This is a genomic window from Acidimicrobiales bacterium, from assembly GCA_035540975.1.
In the GTDB taxonomy this organism is placed as follows: Bacteria; Actinomycetota; Acidimicrobiia; order Acidimicrobiales.
Map to the genome: position 1 here is coordinate 1 of DATLFN010000054.1, position 21,048 is coordinate 21,048.

Annotated in this window: 16 protein-coding genes, 1 tRNA gene and 1 riboswitch; of the genes, 6 read left to right on the plus strand and 11 right to left on the minus strand. The window is 74.6% G+C overall.

Annotated elements, in window-relative coordinates; translation table 11 throughout:
• Window positions 1-203: 203 nt before the first annotated feature.
• Window positions 204-289: riboswitch (cyclic di-GMP riboswitch) on the plus strand.
• Between the two features lie 25 nt (window positions 290-314).
• The 3 genes from VM242_06550 (at window position 315) to VM242_06560 (ending at window position 5,914) form a co-directional block, all read left to right on the plus strand.
• Window positions 315-2,318: a S8 family peptidase gene (locus VM242_06550; protein ID HVM04811.1), complete on the plus strand. Its 2,004-nt coding sequence runs from the start codon at window positions 315-317 to the stop codon at window positions 2,316-2,318.
• 1,320 nt (window positions 2,319-3,638) lie between these two features.
• Window positions 3,639-4,937 carry a bifunctional diguanylate cyclase/phosphodiesterase gene (locus VM242_06555; GenBank protein HVM04812.1) on the plus strand — a complete coding sequence of 433 codons (1,299 nt, stop codon included), beginning with the start codon at window positions 3,639-3,641 and terminating at the stop codon, window positions 4,935-4,937.
• Between the two features lie 29 nt (window positions 4,938-4,966).
• A complete protein-coding gene (locus tag VM242_06560) occupies window positions 4,967-5,914 on the plus strand; it encodes an NAD(P)-dependent oxidoreductase (GenBank protein ID HVM04813.1) in 948 nt (315 codons plus the stop codon).
• Window positions 5,915-5,949: 35 nt separating this feature from the next.
• On the opposite strand, the gene VM242_06565 is transcribed toward VM242_06560, so the two are convergent.
• The 10 genes from VM242_06565 to VM242_06610 all read right to left on the minus strand — a co-directional run bounded on the left by VM242_06565 (window position 5,950) and on the right by VM242_06610 (window position 16,190).
• The gene (locus tag VM242_06565; GenBank protein HVM04814.1) at window positions 5,950-6,156 is read right to left on the minus strand and encodes a hypothetical protein; all 207 of its coding nucleotides are present in this window, start codon (window positions 6,154-6,156) and stop codon (window positions 5,950-5,952) included.
• A 138-nt stretch (window positions 6,157-6,294) separates the two neighbouring features.
• The gene (locus VM242_06570) at window positions 6,295-7,344 is read right to left on the minus strand and encodes a hypothetical protein (protein HVM04815.1); all 1,050 of its coding nucleotides are present in this window, start codon (window positions 7,342-7,344) and stop codon (window positions 6,295-6,297) included.
• A 483-nt stretch (window positions 7,345-7,827) separates the two neighbouring features.
• Window positions 7,828-7,902 (minus strand) — tRNA-Pro (locus tag VM242_06575).
• Between the two features lie 25 nt (window positions 7,903-7,927).
• Entirely contained in the window at window positions 7,928-9,511 is a 1,584-nt protein-coding gene (locus VM242_06580) for a serine protease (protein HVM04816.1), read from the minus strand.
• Window positions 9,512-9,613: 102 nt separating this feature from the next.
• Window positions 9,614-9,838 (minus strand): hypothetical protein, encoded by a 225-nt coding sequence (locus VM242_06585; GenBank protein HVM04817.1) that lies wholly within the window; start codon window positions 9,836-9,838, stop codon window positions 9,614-9,616.
• Between the two features lie 13 nt (window positions 9,839-9,851).
• Window positions 9,852-10,751 (minus strand): hydroxymethylglutaryl-CoA lyase, encoded by a 900-nt coding sequence (locus VM242_06590; GenBank protein ID HVM04818.1) that lies wholly within the window; start codon window positions 10,749-10,751, stop codon window positions 9,852-9,854.
• Entirely contained in the window at window positions 10,748-12,283 is a 1,536-nt protein-coding gene (locus tag VM242_06595; GenBank protein ID HVM04819.1) for an acyl-CoA carboxylase subunit beta, read from the minus strand. Before VM242_06595 ends, VM242_06590 begins: the two co-directional genes overlap by 4 nt.
• A gap of 5 nt (window positions 12,284-12,288) precedes the next feature.
• The gene (locus tag VM242_06600; GenBank protein ID HVM04820.1) at window positions 12,289-13,374 is read right to left on the minus strand and encodes a PP2C family protein-serine/threonine phosphatase; all 1,086 of its coding nucleotides are present in this window, start codon (window positions 13,372-13,374) and stop codon (window positions 12,289-12,291) included.
• 63 nt (window positions 13,375-13,437) lie between these two features.
• Window positions 13,438-14,796 carry a ribosome biogenesis GTPase Der gene (gene der / locus VM242_06605; protein ID HVM04821.1) on the minus strand — a complete coding sequence of 453 codons (1,359 nt, stop codon included), beginning with the start codon at window positions 14,794-14,796 and terminating at the stop codon, window positions 13,438-13,440.
• Complete coding sequence (locus tag VM242_06610; GenBank protein ID HVM04822.1) at window positions 14,793-16,190, minus strand: DUF512 domain-containing protein; 1,398 nt, start codon at window positions 16,188-16,190, stop codon at window positions 14,793-14,795. The genes der and VM242_06610 overlap by 4 nt, the downstream gene beginning before the upstream one ends.
• 165 nt (window positions 16,191-16,355) lie before the next feature.
• On the opposite strand from VM242_06610, the gene ispH reads away from it, so the two are divergent.
• The gene (gene ispH, locus VM242_06615) at window positions 16,356-17,525 is read left to right on the plus strand and encodes a 4-hydroxy-3-methylbut-2-enyl diphosphate reductase (protein HVM04823.1); all 1,170 of its coding nucleotides are present in this window, start codon (window positions 16,356-16,358) and stop codon (window positions 17,523-17,525) included.
• Here the strand turns inward: ispH and VM242_06620 are convergent.
• Window positions 17,420-18,274 carry a transglutaminase family protein gene (locus tag VM242_06620; GenBank protein ID HVM04824.1) on the minus strand — a complete coding sequence of 285 codons (855 nt, stop codon included), beginning with the start codon at window positions 18,272-18,274 and terminating at the stop codon, window positions 17,420-17,422. The two genes, ispH and VM242_06620, sit on opposite strands and share 106 nt — an antisense overlap.
• Before the next feature lie 79 nt (window positions 18,275-18,353).
• On the opposite strand from VM242_06620, the gene VM242_06625 reads away from it, so the two are divergent.
• Complete coding sequence (locus VM242_06625) at window positions 18,354-19,943, plus strand: circularly permuted type 2 ATP-grasp protein (protein ID HVM04825.1); 1,590 nt, start codon at window positions 18,354-18,356, stop codon at window positions 19,941-19,943.
• Window positions 19,937-20,899: an alpha-E domain-containing protein gene (locus VM242_06630; GenBank protein ID HVM04826.1), complete on the plus strand. Its 963-nt coding sequence runs from the start codon at window positions 19,937-19,939 to the stop codon at window positions 20,897-20,899. Before VM242_06625 ends, VM242_06630 begins: the two co-directional genes overlap by 7 nt.
• Window positions 20,900-21,048 lie beyond the last annotated feature (149 nt).

The window sequence follows — 21,048 nt, forward strand, 5'->3', positions numbered from 1 at the left end:
GCAGTGAACACTTCGTGGTGCCGAGAAGGCCCCCGCATCAGTCTGACTATCGGGCTTTGCTGCACCAAGGAAAGCCGAGCTTGGCCGAGCACGCACCATTCTCATCCGTCGTGGCGGGCGAAGCCCATGGGGGTCTGACTAGTCCCCCGAAATGGTCATCATGGCCACGGCGCGGCCGCCGAAGGAGCTTGACGCCACCGTCAGTGGCAGGACGAGGCATCGATCCGCCGGGCTGTACCTGGTCGCCTGGCCCGGCGGGGAGCCAGTGGCGAACCCGCCGTCCGTCGATCCAGGACGAGCGGAAGGTGCCATCGATGCCGATCGGGAGCCAGGGCTGTGCGGCGGTGCCGGGGAGGGCGACCGGGCGCGCCCGGCGGCCGGGCCGGAGCAACGCCGTGATCTGGCTCGCCGTCGTCGTCGCCGCGGTCATCGCGGCCGTCGGCGCCCTCCCGGCCGTCGGCCCGGCCGACGGGCCGCCCGGCATCCGCTGGCTCTCCGCCGACGCGGGGACCAAGGTGGAGCCCGGGGTCGACCTGGCGGACGATGCCCAACGGTCGATGCTCGTCCAGGCCGTCCCCGGGCGCGGCGCCGAGGCCCGGCTCGCCATCACCGGGACGGGTGCCGCCGTCGACGCCGAGCTCGACCTCGTCCATGGCTACCAGGCGGCGCTCACCGGGCCCCAGGTCGCCACCGTGGCGGCGTCGCCGGCCGTCCTGTCGGTGAGCGTCAACCACCGCGTGCGCTTCGAGGACTTCACGTTCGACGAGGCCACCACGGCGTCCAACTTCGCCAAGACCTCCGAGGCGACGTCCGCGTGGGCCGCCGGCAACCTGGGCGCCGGCGTGGGCGTGGCCGTGCTCGACACCGGCGTCTCGAACGTGCGGGACCTCGACGGCCGCCTGGTCCACGGCCCCGACCTTTCGGGCGAGGGCTCGACCGTCGACACCCACGGCCACGGCACCGTCATGGCCGGCATCGTCGCCGGCAACGGCGCCGACTCGGCCTCGCGCACCGGCGGCGCCTTCACCGGCGTGGCCCCCGCTGCGACGGTGGTGTCGGTGAAGGTGGCCGGTCGCAACGGCGTCGTCGACGTCTCCACCATCCTCCAGGCCATGCACTGGATCTCCGCCTACCGCACCCAGTTCAACATCCGCGTGATGAACCTGTCGTGGGGCACCGCCTCCAGGCAGGACCCCGCCATCGACCCGCTCAACTACGCCGTTCAGCGGCTGTGGCAGGAGGGCATCGTCGTCGTCACCGCCGCCGGCAACTCCGGACCGCAGGCGGGCACCATCGTCAAGCCGGCCGACGACCCGCTCGTGGTCACCGCCGGCGCCTTCGACGACAAGCAGAACACCGACCCCGCCGACGACTCCGTGCCGTCGTGGTCGTCCCGGGGCCCGACGGCGGCCGGCCTCGCCAAGCCCGACCTCGTCGCCCCCGGCCGGCTGCTCACCGCCACCCGCTCCTTCGGGTCGCACATCGAGGCCAGCTACCCGAAGGCCACCGTCGCCCCCAGCTACATCAGGGGCAGCGGCACCTCGGAGGCCGCCGCCGTGACCTCGGGCATCGCCGCTCTCCTCCTGGCCGAGCGCCCGCACCTCACGCCCGACCAGGTGAAGTCGGTGCTCACCCGCTCCGGGTCCCCCATGGCGGGCCCGGCGGCGACCGCCCAGGGCGCGGGCCGGCTCCGGCTCGGCGTCGCCCGGTCGCTGGCCGCGACCGACCCCGGCCCGGCCACCTGGCAGACGCCCACGGCCGGCGGCCTCGGCTCCATCGAGGCATCGCGTGCCGGTGCCAACGTGGAGACCGACTGCGAGCCCGACGGCGTCGTCGACCTGATCCGCGGCGAGATCGACGTCCGCTGCGAGCCGTGGTCCCCGGCCGACTGGACCGGCACCCGCTGGACGGGCGACGCCTGGACGGGCGCCGAGTGGACCGGCACCCGCTGGACCGGCACCCGCTGGACGGGCGCGGCCTGGACCGACGCCCTGTGGGACGGCACCCGCTGGACCGGCGGCGAGTGGACGGGCAGCTCGTGGGCCGGCTCGGTGGCCTGGACCGGCACCCGGTGGACCGGCACCCGCTGGACGGGCACCCGGTGGACCGGCACCCGCTGGACCGGCACCCGCTGGACGGGCACCGAGTGGACCACTGCCGAGTACGACGACTTTACGAGCGTCACCTACGAGGATGTCGATGCAGGCTTCCTGAACGCCTTCTGGGGCCCCCGGCCGGCGGCCGGCCAGCGCCTCCCCGGTGAGGTCTCCGAGGACCAGCGCGCCGGGTCCCGCGCCCCAGGCGTGAGGGCCGTCTGAACGTGGCCGGCAGCGGAACCACGACGGGCGGGCCGGGCGGCGCGGCGGCCAACGGAGGCAGCGGGCCCGGCCCCGCCGCCTCCTCGGGCAGCCGTTCGCCCCTGCGCTTCCGGCTCCTCCTCGCCCTCGTGCTCGGGGCGGGGGCCGTGTCGGTCGCCACGGCGGTACCGGCGGCGATCGCCGGTGGCGTGCCGGCCCTGTGGCGACTCGCACTGGTGGCCGCCCTGTTCGTGGCCGGCGACACGTGCCTGCTGCGCATCCGCTTCGGGCACAACCACCAGTCCTTCACCTGGTCGGAGGCCGCCGCCGTCGTCGGCCTGGTGCTCGTCCCGGGGCCGTGGCTGCGGCTGCTGGCTCCCATCGCCGTGGCCGGCGCCCACCTGGCCGCCCGGCGGCCCCCGGTGAAGATCGCCTTCAACACCCTCTCCATCGCCACCGAGGTGCTGGTGGCGGGGGCCGTGCTGAACGCCGTCGTCCCCGCCGGCCGGCCCGCCGGCGACTCGCGGCTGTGGGCCGGCCTCGCCGTCGCCGCCTTCGCCCTGTTCGTGTGGAACGGGCTCACCGTCTCGGCCGCCGTCGCCTTCTCGCAGGGCATCCCGCTGCTGAGCGTGTACCGGAAGGGCCTGCTCCTCAACACCCTGGTGTGGGCCGGGAACACCACGGCGGGCATCCTCCTCGTCGCCCTCTCCAGCGCACCAGGAACCCTCGTCGTCTTCCCGGCCCTGGTGGCCATGCTCTACGCGGTCTACCGGAGCTACCTGGGCGCCATGAACGAGCGCGACACGTGGCAGGTGCTCCAGACCACGTCGCGCGACCTCCTGCGCACCGAGCCCGGTGAGGTGGCCAGGGTGGTGATCGAGCGCACGCCCGCCCTCTTCGGGGCCGAGTTCGTGGAGCTCGTCGTCGTCGACGGGGAGGCGGGCCACCAGGCCGTCGTCTACCGCTGGAACGGCACGGGCGGTGTGCACGAGACGGTCGGCGAGCCGCTGGCCCTGGCCGGGGCGTTCTGGCCGCGTGTCGTGAGCGAGCGCGAGGCGTTCCAGGTGGTGGCCGTCGAGGCGCCCGGGCGGCTGCGGGAGGACCTGGAGGCCCACGGCCTGGAGGCGTGCGCCATCGCCCCCGCTGCTCAGCCAGCGCGGGTGCCTGGGCACGCTCCGGGTCGGCTTCCGCGGGGTCGTCCGCCTGGGCCGGCGCGAGCTCCAGGTCCTCACCACGTTCGCCAACCACGTCGGCTCGGCGCTCCACAACACCCACTTGATCGAGGAGCTGCGGGCCCAGGCCCTCCAGGACCCCCTCACCGGCCTGCCGAACCGCATGCTGATGCTGGACCGGCTGTCCCACGCCCTGCGCCGCCTGCGGCGCCGGCCGGGGGGCGTGGCCGTGCTGTTCTGCGACCTCGACCGCTTCAAGGTGGTCAACGACTCCCTCGGGCACCAGGCTGGTGACGAGCTGCTGATCTCGGCGGCCCGCCGCATCGAGGCGGGGCTGCGGGCGGGCGACACCGCCACCCGCTTCGGCGGCGACGAGTTCGTCGTCGTCTGCGAGGACGTGCACGACGAGGCCCAGGCCGCCGAGGTCGCCGAGCGGCTGGCCGCCAGCCTGGCCGAGCCGTTCCTGCTGCGGGGGGAGGACATCTACCTCACCGCCAGCATCGGAGTCGCCGTCACCGGCGACCCCGACGAGGACCCGCGGAGCCTGGTCCGCGACGCCGACGCCGCCATGTACGAGGCCAAGGCGCACGGTCGGGCCCGCTGCGTGGTGTTCGACAACCCCATGCGGGAGCGGGCCGTCGCCCGCCTCGAGACCGAGAACGACCTGCGCCGGGCCCTCGAGCGGGGCGAGCTGCGCGTCCACTACCGGCCCAACATCCGCATCGACGGCCTGCGCGTCATCGGCGCCGAGGCGCTGGTGCGCTGGGAGCGGCCCGGTCGCGGCCTGGTCGGCCCCGACGAGTTCATCGGCCTGGCCGAGGAGACCGGCCTCATCGTGCCCCTCGGCCGCTACGTGCTCGAGGAGGCGTGCCGGCAGGTCGCGGCGTGGACGGCCGAGGGCCTGGTCGACTCCGACTTCGTCATGTCGGTCAACCTGTCGCCGCACCAGCTGCGGTCGCCGGGGGTCCTCGACGACGTCGACGACGCCATCGCCGGAGCAGGCATCCGGCCGTCCCAGCTGTGCATCGAGGTGACCGAGAGCGCCCTCGTCGACGACAGCCGCGGTGCCACCGAGGCCATCCGCCGCATCCATGGCCTCGGCGTGGTGGTGGCCATCGACGACTTCGGGACCGGCTACTCCGCTCTCAGCTACCTGCACCTCCTGCCCGTGGGCATCCTCAAGATCGACCGGTCGTTCGTCGGCCGCCTGGGCCCCGATCCCCGGGACCGGGCCGTCATCACCGGCCTCATCGAGCTCGCCCACGCCCTCGGCCTCACGGTGGTCGCCGAAGGCGTGGAGACGGCCGAGCAGCTCGCCGACCTCTCCGCCATGGCGTGCGACATCGCCCAGGGCTACTACTTCGCCAAGCCGCAGACGGCCACCGCCGTCCGCGGGCTGCTACGGGCCGAGGTCGTCCGCCGCAGACCGGGCCACACGCCCGCCCCCGTGCCCGCCATCCGCCCCTGAAGGGTGCCGGCCGCGGCATGCTGCGGCCGGTGGAGACGCAGCCGCATCCCCGTCGGGGTGCGCCCGGCGCCGCGGTGGGCTGCGCCGTGGCACCCACGGCGCCGCCGTCGGTGCTCGAAGCCGTCCGGGCCGGCGGCGGGTCGGTCGTCGACGCGGCCGAGGCCGAGGCCGTCGTGTGGACCGACCCGCTCGACGCCGAGGGCCTCGCCGCCCTGCTCCACCGGGCGCCCGCCGTCCGGTGGGTGCAGCTCCCGTTCGCCGGCGTGGACCGCTTCGCCGGCGTGCTCGACGGGGCGCGGGTGTGGACGAGCGCCAAGGGTGCCTATGCCGAGCCGGTGGCCGAGCACGCCCTCGCCCTCGGACTGGCCGGGCTGCGTGCGCTGCCCAGCCGCGCCCGCGCCCGCGCCTGGGGCGGCGCCGCCGGCCGGCGCCTCCAGGGTGCCCGGGTCACCGTCCTCGGCGGTGGAGGGATCGCCGAGGCCCTCCTGCGCCTCCTCGCCCCCTTCGGGGTGCAGGCGACCGTCGTCCGGCGCAACCCGGGACCGGTCTTCGGGGCCACCCGGGTCGTGGGGCCCGACGGGCTGCTCGACGCGCTGCCTGGCGCCGCCCTCGTCGTGCTCGCCCTGGCGCTGACGCCCGACACCCGGCGCATCGTCGGCGTCGACGCACTGGACCGGATGGACGCCGAGGCGTGGCTGGTGAACGTCGCCCGGGGCGAGCACGTCGACACCGGCGCCCTCGTCGAGGCCCTGCGCGGTGGTGCCATCGGCGGCGCCGCCCTCGACGTGACCGACCCCGAGCCGCTCCCTCCCGGCCATCCGCTCTGGGACCTCGACAACTGCCTGGTCACGCCGCACGTGGCGAACACGCCGGCCATGGCCGAGCCCCTGTTCGCCCGGCGGGTGCGGGACAACGTGGAGCGCTACCGGTCGGGCCTGCCGCTCGCCGGCGTGGTGGACGCCGCCCTGGGCTACTGAGCCCAGCCGGGCCCGGAGCGGCGGCCCGGCCGTCGTCAGCGGTGGCGGAACAGCGCCCGCGAGGTGAACACGCCGTAGGGGAACAGCGTCCGGCGGATGGCCGGGGGCGGCCAGGTCACCGGGAGGCGGTCGGCCGGGGTGCTCGACGGCGCCAGCAGGGTGTCGACCTCGGCGAGGAACCGGTCCAGCTCGGGGTGGACGGGCCAGTGGCGCGAGCCAGGTCGGGGGTGACGGGACTGCACAGTGAGGTCATCGGCGCGAACTGCGCCGCGAATGAGCGGTCGGTCGCTTTACCTCGGACTGTGGCGCTTCGTGCCAGGAGCGCCGCCGCTGGTGGTGGCGGTCGGCGTGGTTCGCGGCGAAGGCGCCGTTGACGACCGTCATCCGCCCGTGCGTGCCACCACCAGCTTGTCGGCTGCGGACTCGGCGCCCCACACCTCGCCCGGCCGCCCGGCGATCTGGCGCACGGCCGCCGGCGTGCTCGGGAGGGCGAACGACGTGAACCGCTCCGTCGCCGGGTCGAAGCGCACGAGGGCGTTGGCGCCGAAGTCGCTCAGCCACACCACGTCGCCGTCGTCGACGAACACGGCGTACGCCTGCGGCCGGTCCCCCGGCAGCCGCCACTCCCGCCACTCCCCGGTGGCGGGGTCGTGGACGGCCACCTGCCCGGCGTTCCACTGGCTCGACCACACCCGCCCCTTCGAGTCCGCCCAGACCCGCCGGGTGCCCTGGTCGGCGGTCGGGGGCTCCAGCACCGTCGCCGCGCCGGTGCGCGGGTCGACCCGGGCGACGTGGCTGCCGGCCAGCGAGGCGTAGTACACGGTGCCGTCACGGGTGGCGGTGATCCCGTAGGGGCCGCGGCCGCCGGGCGCATCGAACACCTCGACCCTCCCGTCCGGCGGCACCAGCCGGCCGTAGACGCCGGCCTGGCCGGTGAACCAAAGCGTGCCGTCCGGCGTGAACACGGCGGTGTTGAGGTCGGCATCGCCCCGTCCGGCCGGCAGCCGGTAGGTCCGCACGTCGAGCGAGGAGCCGTCGACGCGGACCACGGCGTCCAGCCCCCCGTCCGTCACCCAGGCCGCCCCGTCGGGCCCGACCACGACGCCGTGCGGCCTCGACCCGTCGCCCAGGTCGACCTCCTCGACTCCGCCGGTGGCCGGGTCGAGCCGTCCGAGCTCGCCGGAGCCCTGGGCCGTGTACCAGACCCGGCCGTCTGCCGCCACGGCGACGTCGTGGGGCCGCGACCCGGCCGGGACGCCGTATTCCTCCAGGCGGACGGCGTCGGGACCGAGGGGCGCGGCGGCCGTCGACGCCGTGGTCGTCGGGGTGGTCGTCTCCACCGGAGCGTCGTCGGGCACCGTCTCCTCGCTGGTCGGGGAGCAGGCCGCCACGGACGCGGCGACGACCAGGCGGGCGAGCGACGACCTCACCCGGCGAGTGTGCCATCTGAGTACCGGTCGGGACGCCGGGAGCAGGCGATGGAGGGAGGGGCGACAGGGGCCGAGGTGGGCGCGGCCCCTGTCGCCGGGTCGACGCGCGGCGCCACGACCCGCCGGGGTGGCGGGGACGCTCGAGCACGGTTCGACGAGAACAGCCCCGGCCCCGATCGGCGACGCTCGGTACCGGGGCTGTCCGTCGTCTTCCCCCCGCTGGCGGGCGGGGGCGACGCACGGATTGTCCTATAACGTCGATTCCGTTGCAATGGATGATTCGGACACCTACCCGCGGAGTCCAGATAGGTGTGGCGCCGGGAGGTTCCCCCGGTGGGCGGCGTCGTTCGTGCGGCAAGGATGGGCGAATATCGCCCGCTCTTGCCGCACGAAGGGAACCCGGCTCGTCGCCAACGGCGGTTCGGGTCTGAGCCGCCAAGGGCCGGTGTCTGGCGACACCGGCCCTGACCTGCGGTTTTCCCGTCGGGCTGGGGAGATTTGAACTCCCGACCTCTTGACCCCCAGTCAAGCGCGCTAACCAAGCTGCGCCACAGCCCGCGGCGCCCGCATGGTAGCGCCCGGGTCAGGTGGTCGGCTTCGTGGCGTCGCAGTCTCTGCCGGCGCAGTCGACCACCGAGAACCGGACGTGGATCGACGTGTACTCGTTGTTGTAGAGCCGGAAGCGGTAGGTGCCCGACTTCTCCGCCTCGAACGTCGTCTTGGCGTCCAGGCCGAGCAGGCCGTCGTCGGTGTCGTCGAACACCTCGACCCCCGCCCCCTCGGGATCGGCGGCGGTGAGGTGGTCGAGCCTGGTCCCGGGGGTGTACACCGCGAACCCCGGGTCGCCCTGGGGCGACCGGGCGTGGAGCTGGACCCGCTGGCCGGCGGCGAGGTCGACCATGACGTCGATCGACGTGTCCAGCCCGCCTACGATCCCGTCGAGGGTGCCGCCCACGTCGAGGCGCTTCTCGGTGACCGGGCGCGACGCCGCGACGAGCGGCAGGTCGGACGTCCACCCGACCGTGACGGGCCGGTCGGTCAGCGGGACGGCGACGAAGACCAGCGCCGACTCGTCGGCCTTCACGGGGATGGCGAAGGTCCCCGGCCGGGTCTCCCGGGCGGCGATCTTCGGGTCGTGCCCCGCCGCCTCGGGGTCGGGCAGGGCGTCGGGCCGCCCCCCGCGGGCCTTGGCGAGCCGGCGGGAGATCTCCCCCTGGACGGCCTCGGCGTTGGAGCTGACCGCCAGGGGCTCGTCGCCCGCCATGGTGCCGACCGTGACGACCGGGCGCGCCGACATGTCGACGGTGAGGTTCCAGGTCCGGTCTCCGCCGGCGGCGGGCAGGAACAGCACCTGCCCGTCGCTGCCGTCGAAGATGCTCAGCGTGCCGCTGGTCGCACCGGCCGCACCGGCACGGCCGCCGGTGTGGGCGCCGCCCGGCAACGACAGGTACTCGTCGCCGTCGCCGGCCAGGATCCGCTCCACCGCCTCCGCCGTGTCCCGACCGGCCAGCGCCAGCGCGAACTCGCCCTCGGCGAAGGCCAGGCCGGAGATGCCGACCAGGTTGGCGTCCCCGTCGAACAGCGGCCCCCCGGACTGGCCGCCGGCGATGGTGGCGTCGGTCTGGATGTAGGTCTGGGCGAACTCCTTGACGTCGCGAAGGCGCGACACGATCCCCGAGGCGATGGTCACCTCGAGGTCGTCGGTGTTGGCCTCGCCCGGGAACCCGACGAGGAAGACGTCGTCGCCCCGCTCCAGGCCGGTCCCGTCGGCCAGGGCCAGCGGCGCGGGCAGGTCCCGGCCCGTCAGCGGACCGAGGAGGGCGACGTCGGCCGAGATGTCGACGCCGACGACGGGGAGGTCCTCGAACGTCGCTGCGCCCACGGTCACGTCGGCGGCGTCGAACGGGTCGACCACGTGCTCGTTGGTGAGCACGTAGCGCTTGCCCTCCACCTCCACGACCACGCCCGTCCCCGACGAGACCTCGGTCTCCACGAATCCGATCGAGCCCTCGGTGCAGCGCAGGACGGCCTTCGCCGCCCGCTCGCCGGCCCGGGCCGCGCAACCGGCCCCGGCGCCCTCCGTGCCCCCACCGCCCGAGCAGGCGGTGGCGGCAAGGGCGCCGGCCACCAACGTCGCGACGAGCCGTGACCTGGCCGTCTTCCCCATCTCCCGTTCCCCCGTCTCCCGTGTCCCGCCCGGATCGCGTCGGCCGGACGGCCGACATTCCTCAGGGTACGGGTACGCGACCGAAACTCCGTCCGGGGGGGCTCAGAGGTGGGCTACGACCCAGGCGACGCCCTGCACGGCCCGCCATCCGAGGTAGAGCACGGTCGCCACCAGCAGCAGCTTGAAGTGCCAGGGGACGGCCACGTCCTCCTCGGCACCGCCAGCCAGGCCGGGAACCTCGACGGCGACGCCGCACCTGGGGCAGGCACCGCCATCGCCGAGGCTGGTCGGCGTGACGAACCGGTCGCACTCCTCGCACCACGGCACGCTGCCGGCCAGTCTACGGCCCCGCCGGCCGGCCCCTCGGGCCCGCCGCCGCCACCCGGCTGGGGACACCGTGGCCGACCAGCGAGGCCACCATCCGGCTGGCCGCCAGCAGCCGCTCGAGATCGATCCCCGTCTGGACACCCAGGTCGTCGAGGAGGTGCACCAGGTCCTCGGTGGCCAGGTTGCCGCCCGCCCCGCCTCCCGTCCCGGTCACCGCCGGCGACCCGCCCAGGCCCCCGACGGCGGTGTCGAACCGGCGCACGCCGGCCTCCAGGGCGGCGTAGGCGTTCACGAGGGCGGTGCCCCGCGTGTCGTGGAGGTGCAGGCCGACGTCGGGCCCGGTCACCGCCAGCAGGTCGGCGACCCGGCGGGGGGTGGCCATGCCGGTGGTGTCGGCGTAGGTCAGCGACGAGACGCCGGCGTCGAGCAGGCGCCGGCCGAGGGCGTGGGCGTCGTCGGGCGCGACGTCCCCCTCGAAGGGCGACCCGAAGGAGCAGGAGATCACCGCGTCCACCGGCACGCCCCGCTCCCCCATCGCCGCCGCCACCCGTCCCGCCTCGGCCACCGACTCCCCGACCGTCCGGTTGACGTTGCGACGGTTGTACTCGGGCGACACCGAGATCGCGAAGGTGACCTCGTCGCACCACGGCACCCGCTCGGCGCCGGTGAGGTTGGGAACCAGCACGGCGTAGGCCACGCCCGGGCGGCGCTCCAGCCCCGCCATCACCTCGGCGGCGCCCTCCATGGCCGGCACGGCGCGCGGCGACACGAAGGCGGCCGCCTCGACGTGGCGCACGCCGGCGTCCAGCACGGCCTCGATCAGCCGGATGCGGTCGGCGACGGGGACGGGCGCCTCCACCTGGAGGCCGTCGCGCGGCCCGACCTCGCGGATGCGCACGGCGTCGGGCGTCATACCGGGGGCACCCCGTGGTGGCGCTCGGAGAAGTGACGGTCCTTGCCCTCGGCCGTGGCCAGCCGGGCGGCGATCTCCGACCGCAGGTCCTCGGGTGCCACCACGGCGTCGATGACGAGGTCCGAGGCGAGGCGCAGCAGGTCGACGTCGGCCTCGTACTCGGCCCGCTTCTGGGCCACGAACGCAGCCTGCTCGGCCGGGTCCCCGAGGGCGGCGATGTGGCGGGCGTGCACGGCGTTGACGGCCGGCTCGGGGCCCATCACGGCGATCTTGGCCGAGGGCAGGGCGATGCACGCGTCAGGCTCGAAGGCGGGACCGGCCATGGCGTACAGGCCGGCGCCGTAGGCCTTGCGCACGATCACCGAGATCTTGGGGACGGTCGCCTCGGCGACGGCGGTGATCATCTTGGCGCCGTGGCGGATGATCCCCTGGCGCTCGACCTGGGTCCCGATCATGAAGCCGGGGACGTCGGCCAGGAACACCAGCGGGAGGTTGAACGCGTCGCACCACCACACGAAGCGCGCCACCTTGTCGGCCGAGTCGACGAACAGCACGCCGCCCTTGCGGGCCGGGTTGTTGGCCACCACGCCGACGGCCCGTCCCTCGATGCGGCCCAGGGCGACGATAACCTCGGTGGCCCACAGGGGCTTCACCTCGAACAGCGACCCGTCGTCCACCAGCGCCTCGACGACGGTGTGCATGTCGTAGCCGGCCCGGTCGGACTCGGGGATCATCGACGCCGCCAGCACGGTGGCCGGCGGCGCCGGGTCGGCGGCGGGCGGCGCCTCCCGCCACGACGTCGGCACGTACGAGAACCACCGGCGGGCCATCTCGATGGCCGCCGCGTCGTCGGGGGCGAGGTTGTCGCCGCACCCCGACACGGTGGCGTGCATGCGGGCGCCGCCCATCTCCTCGATGGTCGCCCGCTCGCCCACCACCACCTCGGCCATGCGGGGCGATCCGAGGTACATCGACGCGTTGCCCTCCACCATGAAGACCACGTCGCAGAACGACGGGATGTAGGCGCCGCCGGCGGCCGAGGGCCCGAAGAGGCAGCAAACCTGGGGCACCCGGCCGGAGAGGCGCACCTGGTTGTAGAAGATGCGCCCGGCGCCCCGGCGGCCCGGGAAGAGCTCCACCTGGTCGGTGATGCGGGCGCCCGCCGAGTCCACCAGCCAGAACACCGGCAGCTCGTGCGCCAAGGCGTACTCGCTCAGGCGGACGATCTTCTCGACGGTCCGCGCCCCCCAGGACCCCGCCTTCACCGTGGAGTCGTTGGCCATCACACACACCGGCCGCCCGTCGACGCTGCCCCGGCCGGTGACGACGCCGTCGGCCGGCAGGTCGGCGGCGGCGGCGTTGGCGAGCAGGCCGTCCTCCACGAACGAGCCCTCGTCGACGAGCATCGCGACGCGGTCCCGCACGAACAGCTTGCCGGCGGCCGCCAGGCGGTCGGCGCCCTTGTCGAGGTTGCCGCGCCGGGCCCGCTCGGCGGCCCGCCGCAGGTCGTCGCTGGACGTCGGGCCGGCCACTTCGGTCAGGTCCTGCGGATGGCGAGGATGGCGACGTCGTCGCTCAGCGGCTCCGAGGCGAAGTCCCTCGCCGCCTCCAGCAGGGTCTTGCACAGCGTCTCCAGGTCCTCCCCGGGGTCGCGGCGCAGGATCTGGGCGATGCGCTCCTCGCCGAAGAGCTGGTCGCCCGAGCGCGCCTCGGTGAGCCCGTCGGTGTAGAGCAGGAGGACGTCGCCCGGGTCGAGGTCGATCTCCCGGCTGAAGTACGAGCCCTTGGGGTCGAGGGTGAGCAGCGGGCCCGTCGCGCGCAGCGGGCGCACCTCGCGGTCGTGCCACACCCACGCCGGCGGGTGGCCGGCCGACGCGAAGCGCAGGGTGGCCGCCGCCTGGTCGAACACGACCGTGCACAACGACACGAGGTCCTCGGGCCGGCCCTGGGCGGAGAGCACGATGTTGAGCTCCTCGATGGCCTGGGCCGGGTCCCGGTACTGGCGGAGGAACACCCGCAGCAGGTACTTCACCTGGAAGGCGGTGATCGACGGCTCGATGCCGTGGCCGGCGACGTCGCCGATGACGGCGGCCAGCCGGGTCGGCCCGTTCGGGAACAGGTCGTAGAAGTCGCCCGCCATGGCGCCCATCCCGGGGACGTAGAGGTGCGCCACCTCGAAGCCCTGGATCACCGGGAGGTCGTCGGGGGCCAGCCGGGCCGACCACCGCATCGGCGTCAGCTCGCTCTGCTGGTTGAGCACCTCGCGGGCCCGCCGCTCCAGCAGCCACCGGTCCTCGGCGTTGCGGGACTCGGCCAGGATCTCCCGGCCGAAGCGCAGGGACAGCATCACCGGGATGGCCAGGAGGACCAGCGGCATGTCGAACTCGGGGTCCTCGGACAACGAGCTGAACCCGATCCCCAGGCCCAGCAGGGCGTACAGGATCATGGTGTGGAGCTCCTTGCGGAACCCGAGCGAGGCGGCGGCCGTCCCGGTGCCGGTGTCGCCCTCGCTGTGCGAGATGCGGCGCAGGGCGCGCTCGAGCCGGAAGGCCGAGCGGCCCCAGACGACGGCGGCCAACAGGCATCCCACGGCGACGACCAGCAGTACGGGTCGGTTCACCATGCGCCGGTCACGCTACCCGCCCCGATGCGCCCGGCGGCCCTCGACGCCCCTCGGGGCGGCGCCTCACGCGTCGCGTCGCCGCACCCGCAGCTTGAGGGGCGTGGGGCCGAACCCGAAGTGCTCGCGGATCTTGCGCTCCAGGTAGCGCAGGTAGGGCTGGGGCAGGGCGCGGGTGGCGAACAGGGTGAACGTGGGCGGGTCGGTGGCGCCCTGGATGGCGTACAGCACCCGGCCCCCGGGCGACGGGTGGCCGGCCTGGGCCGCCTGCACCACCCGGTTCAGCTCGGCCGTCGGGATGCGGCGGTGGTAGGCGTCGATGGCCTGGTCCAGCGCCGGCAGCAGCCGGTGCACACCGAGGCCGGTCCGGGCGCTCACCTTCAGCACGGGGGCGTACCCCAGGAACGACAGGCGGTCGGCGACCTGGCCCAGCACGTCGGCCCGCCCGTCGGCGTCCAGCGTCTCCCACTTGTTGAGGAGGATCACCACCGGGCTGCCGGCGGCGTCCACCCGCTCGGCCAGCCGCTGGTCCTGCGACGTCACCCCCTCGGACGCGTCGATCACGAGCACGGCGGCGTCGGCCCGGTCGATGGCCCGCAGCGCCCGTACGAGGGAGTAGAACTCGGGCCCCTCGCCCGTCCTCGACCGCCGCCGCATCCCGGCCGTGTCGATGAGGCGGAGCGGTCCGCTCTCCGTCTCGATCAGGGTGTCGACGGCGTCGCGGGTGGTACCGGGCAGGTCGTGGACCACCGACCGCTCGTCGCCGACCAGGCGGTTGAACAACGTCGACTTGCCCACGTTGGGGCGGCCGACGATGGCGACGCTCGGCGCGTCCTTCCCGTCCTCGCCGTCCCCGTCGGCCGGCGGCGCCTCGCCGCCGTGGGCCTCCTCGTCGGGCGGCGGCAGGAGGCGCACCACCTCGTCGAGAAGGTCGCCCATGCCCCGGCCGTGGAGGGCCGACACGGGCCACGGGTCGCCCAGGCCGAGGCGCGACAGCGCCCAGGCGTCGGACTCCCGGTGCTCGGAGTCCACCTTGTTGGCGACGAGCAGCGCCGGCTTCCCGGCCCGGCGCAGGAGGCGCGCCACCTGGACGTCCTCGTCGGTCGCACCCACGGCGGCGTCGGTGACGATCAGCAGCACGTCGGCCTCGGCCACGGCCCGCTCGGCCTGGGCGCTGACCTGGCGGTCGAGGGGGTCGTCACCGGCCAGCCAGCCGCCGGTGTCGACCAGGGTGAACGGGCGGCCGTTCCACTCCGCGTCCACCGACTTGCGGTCCCGGGTCACGCCCGGGCGCTCCTCGACGATCGCCTCGCGCCGGCCCAGGATGCGGTTGACCAGGGTCGACTTGCCCACGTTGGGGCGGCCTACGACGGCGACGACGGGGCGGCCGGCCACCGCCGTGGCCACCGGTGCGGGCCGGCTCACCGGCGGGCGCCGGCCAGCGCCCGGCGCAGCGACCGGCCGTCGGTGGCGACGACCTCGACGGGCCGCGGCAGGTCGGACGGGCGCATGCCGTCGAGGAACACGCCGTCGGAGAGGCACACGTCGGGGAGGAGGTAGCGGTGGCCCTCGGGCTGGTCGGCCAGGGCCCGGGCCAGGTCCTCCCCCACCAGCAGGCCGGTGACCCCGATGTTGCCCCCGAAGAAGGTGTTGGCCACGGGCACGACCCGGACGTCGTCCCGCCCGTGCGCGTCGACCAGGGGCCCGACCACCCGGGCCCCGTAGGTGCCGGTGAGCACGGCGACGGGCGCCTCGCGCCGCGGGCGCGAGACGAGGGTCACCGGCCCGGCGGGCGCCCGCGGGGCGCGGTACCCCGCGGCGGGCGCGCCGTCCACCCAGGCGAAGAACCCGCCTCGCACGGCGGCGGCGCCGTCGCCCGGCCCGATCGACGGAGCCGTGGGCCCGTCCCGCCACTGCTCCTCGATCAGGCGGGCCATGCCGATCCCGTCCTCGTGCATGGGGAAGCCCTCGTAGGACTCCGCCCCCGGGAAGGGCAGGCCGGCGAGGAGGTAGTACTCGTCGGCCGCGAAGGCCAGGCGCCGGCCGAGGACGGCGAGGAAACGCGGCTGCCACTCGTGCACGCACTCCACGACGGCGGCCGCCTCGTCGGCGGTGTGCGGGCGCATGGCCGCCTCGTGCGACCACCGGCTCACGCCCAGCGGCACCACGGCCACGGTCGCCAGCTCGGGGTACTCGTCCAGCACCCCGGCCAGGGTGTCGGCCAGGACGGCGCCGTCGTTCACCCCCGGGCACACCACGACCTGGCCGTGGACCTCGATGCCGGCGTCGAGCAGCGCCCGCAGCCAGCGCAGGCTGGTGGCGCCCCGCCGGTTGCGCAGCATGCGGGCCCGGACCTCGGGATCGGTGGCGTGGATGCTGACGTACAGGGGGCTCAACCGTTCGGTGACCACCCGCTCCAGGTCGGCCTCGGTGAAGCGGGTGAGGGTGGTGAAGTTCCCGTAGAGGAACGACAGCCGGTAGTCGTCGTCCTTCAGGTACAGGCTGCGGCGCATCCCCGGCGGGAGCTGGTGGATGAAGCAGAACTCGCAGTGGTTGTCGCAGGTCTGCACCCGGTCGAAAAGGGCCGACGCCAGCTCGGCCCCCAGCGGCTCGCCCGCCTCCTTGTCCACCACGACGGACAGGTGGAGGCCGCCCCGGCTCACCTCGAGGTCCAGGTCGGCCTCGTCGGTGAGCAGTTGGAGCTGGATGACATCACGGGGCACCTGGCCGCCGAGGGAGACGATCTCGTCGCCGGGGCGCAGGTCGGCCCGGGCGGCCGGTGACCCGTCGGCCACGGCCACCACCCGAGGCAGCGACATGCACACAGGCTACCTGCACCGGCCCGAGGGCCCGCGGCCCGGACCGGGGCGGGCGCCGTGGCGGCGTTCTGTGGACGGAAAGCGCCGGAATGCGGCGCCGGGCGTCCAGAGAACGACGACGGCCCGCGGCCCGGCGTCGCGGACGGGGGCGCGTAGCCTGGTCCCATGCCGGTCGAGCGCGTGCTGCTGGCCGCTCCGCGCGGCTTCTGCGCCGGCGTCGAGATGGCGATCAAGGCCCTGGCCTGGATGGTCCGGGTGTTCGAGCCGCCCGTGTACTGCTACCACGAGATCGTCCACAACGCCGTGGTGGTCGACCGCTTCCGCCGGCTCGGCGTGGTGTTCGTCGACGACGTGGCGGACGTGCCCCCCGGCTCGCCCGTGATGCTCAGCGCCCACGGCTCGGCGCCCGAGGTGGTCGCCTCGGCCCGGGCCAACGGCGGCGTGGTGGTGGACGCCGTCTGCCCGCTGGTCACCAAGGTCCACCACGAGGTGAAGGTGCGGTCGGGCAAGGGCTACACGGTCGTCTACGTCGGCCACGAGGGCCACGACGAGGCGGTCGGCACCATGGCGGTGGCGCCCGCGTCGGTGCGCCTGGTGGAGACGGAGGCCGACGTGGCGGCGCTCGACCTGAGCCCCGACACCCCGGTGGCCTTCCTGGCCCAGACCACGCTGAGCATGGACGAGTGGGCCGGCGTGCGCGACGCCACCGCCTCCCGGTTCCCGTCCGTGTGGATGCCCGGCCGCAGCGACCTGTGCTTCGCGACCACCAACCGCCAGGCGGCGCTCAAGGCCGTCGCCGACCGGTCGGACGCCGTCGTCGTCATCGGGTCCGCCAACTCGTCCAACACCCGGGCCCTGGAGAAGGTCGCCCGGTCGCGCTGCCCGGTCGTGGTACGGGTCAACGGGGCCGACGAGGTGCCCGTCGACCTGGCCGGCACGGTCGGGGTGACTGCCGGTGCGTCGGCGCCCGAGGAGCTGGTGCGGGCCGTCGTCGAGCGCCTGGGCCCGACCGCCGGCGTCGAGCTGGTGTCGGTCAGCGACGAGGACGAATACTTCCCGCCGCCCCGCGAGCTGCGGGACCTGGTGCGCGCCGCCACCGCGGCGGTGGGCGCCTCCCTCCTCGCCCCCGGCGCCCCGGCCCCGCCGGTCGACGACCGTTCGGTGATGGCCAGCACCGTTCTCGACGACCTGGCGCTCCTGGAGGCCCGGGCGCCGCGCTCCGCCGGCGATCAGCCGGCTCGGCGGTCGCCGGCGCCGGCGTCGGCGTCGGAGAGCGTCGGGGAGCCCACCTCGTCGGCCCAGACGGTCATCCGGTCGAGGACGGGCGCCCCGTAGGTGGTGAGCATGGCGACGTCGACGGCGTCACGGCCCCGGCCGATGACCACCCGGCCCGCCCGCCGTTGGTTGTTGCGGGGGTCGAAGGTCCACCAGCGGCCGCCGAGGTGGGCCTCGAACCAGGCGCAGAAGTCCATCGGGTAGTCGGGCGGCGGGACGCCGACGTCCGGCAGGTAGCCGAACACGTAGCGGGCGGGGATGTTGAGGCTCCGGCAGAAGGTGATGGCCAGCTGGGCGAAGTCGCGGCACACGCCGGCCCGGCGCTCCCACACGTCGAGGGCCGTGGTCGCAGGCGTGCTGTCGGCGTCGTCGTAGCGGACGTTGTCGTGGACCCAGTCGCAGACCGCCTGGACCCGCCGCCACCCCACCGGCCCGCTCCCGAACAGCGCCCACGCCTCGGCGGCCAGCAGCTCGGGGAAGCACAGGCGGGACGGCAGGAGGTGGACGAGCGTCTCGTCGGGCAGGTCCTCCACCGCGAGCTGGGGGGCGTCCGGGTCGGCGTCGTCGACCGTGCCGGCCACCTCGGCGACGGCGTCGTAGCGGACGACGCTCGACCCGACCGGCAGCGTCAGCCGGTCGCACCGGTTCCCGAACAGGTCCAGGTACCCGGCGAGGTCGCAGGCCGGTGACACCTCCCAGCGCTCGTCGACCAGCCGGTGCGGGCCGTCGCGGCGCGGGCGCACCTGCCACACCGACGGGGTCGGCGCCCCGGCCGTGTGCCGGAACTCGCAGCCCACCCGGACGAACACGACCGAATCTTGGCACCCTTGACCGCCCCGAGTCAGCGGCGAAACAGGGTCGTAACCCCGACGTGGCACGATTCCCCGGGTGGGCGACCTCCTCCACGACTACGCCACCGACGCGGCCTGGGACGAGATGTTCGACGTGCCCGGCCGTGCCCGGGCGCCGTACGAGGCCCTCCATCAGGCGCTCCAGGCGTTCTCGGGCGACGAGCTCGTCGCCCGCTGCACGGCCCGTGACCACGCCTTCCGCGACCAGGGCATCACCTTCTCCCACCAGGGCGAGGACCGCCCCTTCCCGCTCGACCTCGTCCCCAGGGTGCTCTCGGCCGAGGAGTGGGCCGAGGTGGAATCGGGCGTCACCCAGCGGGTGCGGGCCCTGGAGGCGTTCCTCGCCGACGTGTACGGCACGGGGGAGATCCTCCGCGCCGGCATCGTCCCCCGGCGCGTCGTCACCCGGGCCACCGGGTTCCAGCGGCCGGCGGTGGGCGTCGAGCCGCCCAACGGCGTGCGCGTCCACGTCGCCGGCATCGACCTCATCCGCTGCGACGGGCAGTTCCGCGTGTTGGAGGACAACGTCCGCACCCCGTCGGGGATCTCTTACGTCATCGAGAACCGCCGCACCATGGCCCGGGTCATGCCCGAGCTGTTCGAGGGCCATCGCGTCCGCCCCGTCGACAGCTACCCGGCGCGGCTGCTGGAGGCCCTGCGGGCGGCCACGCCGACGGGGACGGGCGAGCCCAGGGTGGTCGTGATGACGGCCGGCGTCTACAACTCCGCCTACTTCGAGCACGCCTTCCTGGCCCGCCAGATGGGCGTGGAGCTGGTGGAGGGCCGGGACCTGATCTGCAAGGGCGGCGTCGTCTACATGCGCAGCACCGAGGGCGAGCAGCGGGTGGACGTCGTCTACCGCCGGGTGGACGACGCCTACCTCGACGCCCTCCACTTCCGCACCGACTCGGTCGTGGGCTGCCCCGGCATCCTCAACGCGGCCCGGGCCGGCAATGTGACCATCGCCAACGCGGTCGGCAACGGCGTCGCCGACGACAAGCTCGTCTACACCTACGTCCCCGACATGATCGAGTACTACCTGGGCGAGAAGCCGGTGCTCCCCAACGTGGACACCTACCGCCTGGACGACCCCGACCAGCTGGCGCACGTGCTCGGCCGGCTCGACCAGGTCGTCCTCAAGCCGGTGGACGGTTCGGGCGGCTACGGCCTGGTGATGGGGCCCCAGGCGAGCGCCGAGGAGCTCGACCGCATGGCCGGCGTGCTGGCCGGGTGCCCGCGCGGGTGGATCGCCCAAGAGGTCATGAGGCTGTCGACGTCGCCCACCCAGGTCGGCCGCCGGCTCCAGCCCCGCCACGTCGACCTGCGGCCCTTCGCCGTCAACGACGGCGAGCGGGTCTGGGTCGTGCCGGGCGCCCTCACCCGGGTGGCGCTCCCCGAGGGGAGCCTCATCGTCAACTCCAGCCAGGGCGGCGGGTCGAAGGACACCTGGGTGCTGGCCGGCAGCCGCCAGCCCCCCGTGGGCAAGCCCGCCGCGCCGGCCGCCGCCGCCTCCTCCCTCCGCCTCGACGCCCGGCCGCCCGAGGCGGGCCCGCTGGCATCGCAGGCCAACCAGCAGCAGCAGCAGCAGCAGGACCATCCGCCGTCGGCCGGAGTGCCGCCGTGCTGAGCCGCATCGCCGAGTCGCTCTACTGGGTGGGCCGCTACGTCGAGCGGGCCGAGGACGTGGCCCGCATCCTCGACGTCCACGTCCACCACCTCCTGGAGGACCCGTCGGTGGCCGAGGAGAACGCCTGCACCGCCCTGCTCGGGGTGATGGGCGTCCACCCGCCCGAGGGGACGGTGGACGTGGAGCTGGTGCTCGACACCCTGGCGTTCGACGCGGTCTCCCCCAGCTCCATCGTGGGCGCCCTGACGGCGGCGCACGACAACGCCCGCGGTGCGCGCGACGCGTTGTCGTCGGAGATGTGGGAGTGCCTCAACGCCACCAAGAACTCGCTGTCGACCCACGTGGTGCGGGCAGCCACCGCCGGGCCGCACGGGTTCTTCCGCCACGTCAAGGAGCGGGCCAGCATGATGGCCGGCCTGGCCGACTCCACCATGAGCCGGGACGACGGGTGGCGGTTCCTGGTCCTCGGCCGCAGCCTGGAGCGCGTCGACATGACGACCCGGCTCCTGCTGGCCCGGTTCACCCAGCCGTCGGGCCAGATCGAGTGGATCACCACGCTGCGCTGCTGCTCGGCCCACGAGGCGTTCCTGCGCACGTACCGCAAGGCGGTGGACCCGTCCCTCGTGGCCGAGTTCCTCCTGCTCGACCGGCTCTTCCCGCGGTCGGCGTTCCACGCCCTGGCGGTGGCCGAGCAGTGCCTGGCCGACCTCGGGCCCAGCGCCGGCCGCAGCGGGCTGAGCGACGAGGCCCGCCGGGTGCTGGGGGCGGCGCGGGCCCAGCTGGAGTTCCAGTCGGTGGACGACCTGATCCGCGACATGCCCGACCACCTCCAGGCCCTCCAGGGCTCGTGCGCCGACGCCAGCGCCGCCGTCGCCAGCCGGTTCTTCCGCCAGACGGCGGCGGTGGCATGGCGGCCCAGCCTGCGGCTGGGCGAGCCGTCGGAGCCCACCTCGTGAGCTGGCGCATCACCATCGAGCACTCCAGCACCTACCGCTACGCCGGCCACGTGACGTCGTCGTACAACGAGGCGCGCATCACCCCGCTGTCGTTCGCCCGCCAGTTGGTCATCGACTCGTCGGTCACCATCTCCCCCCCCCCCCCCCCC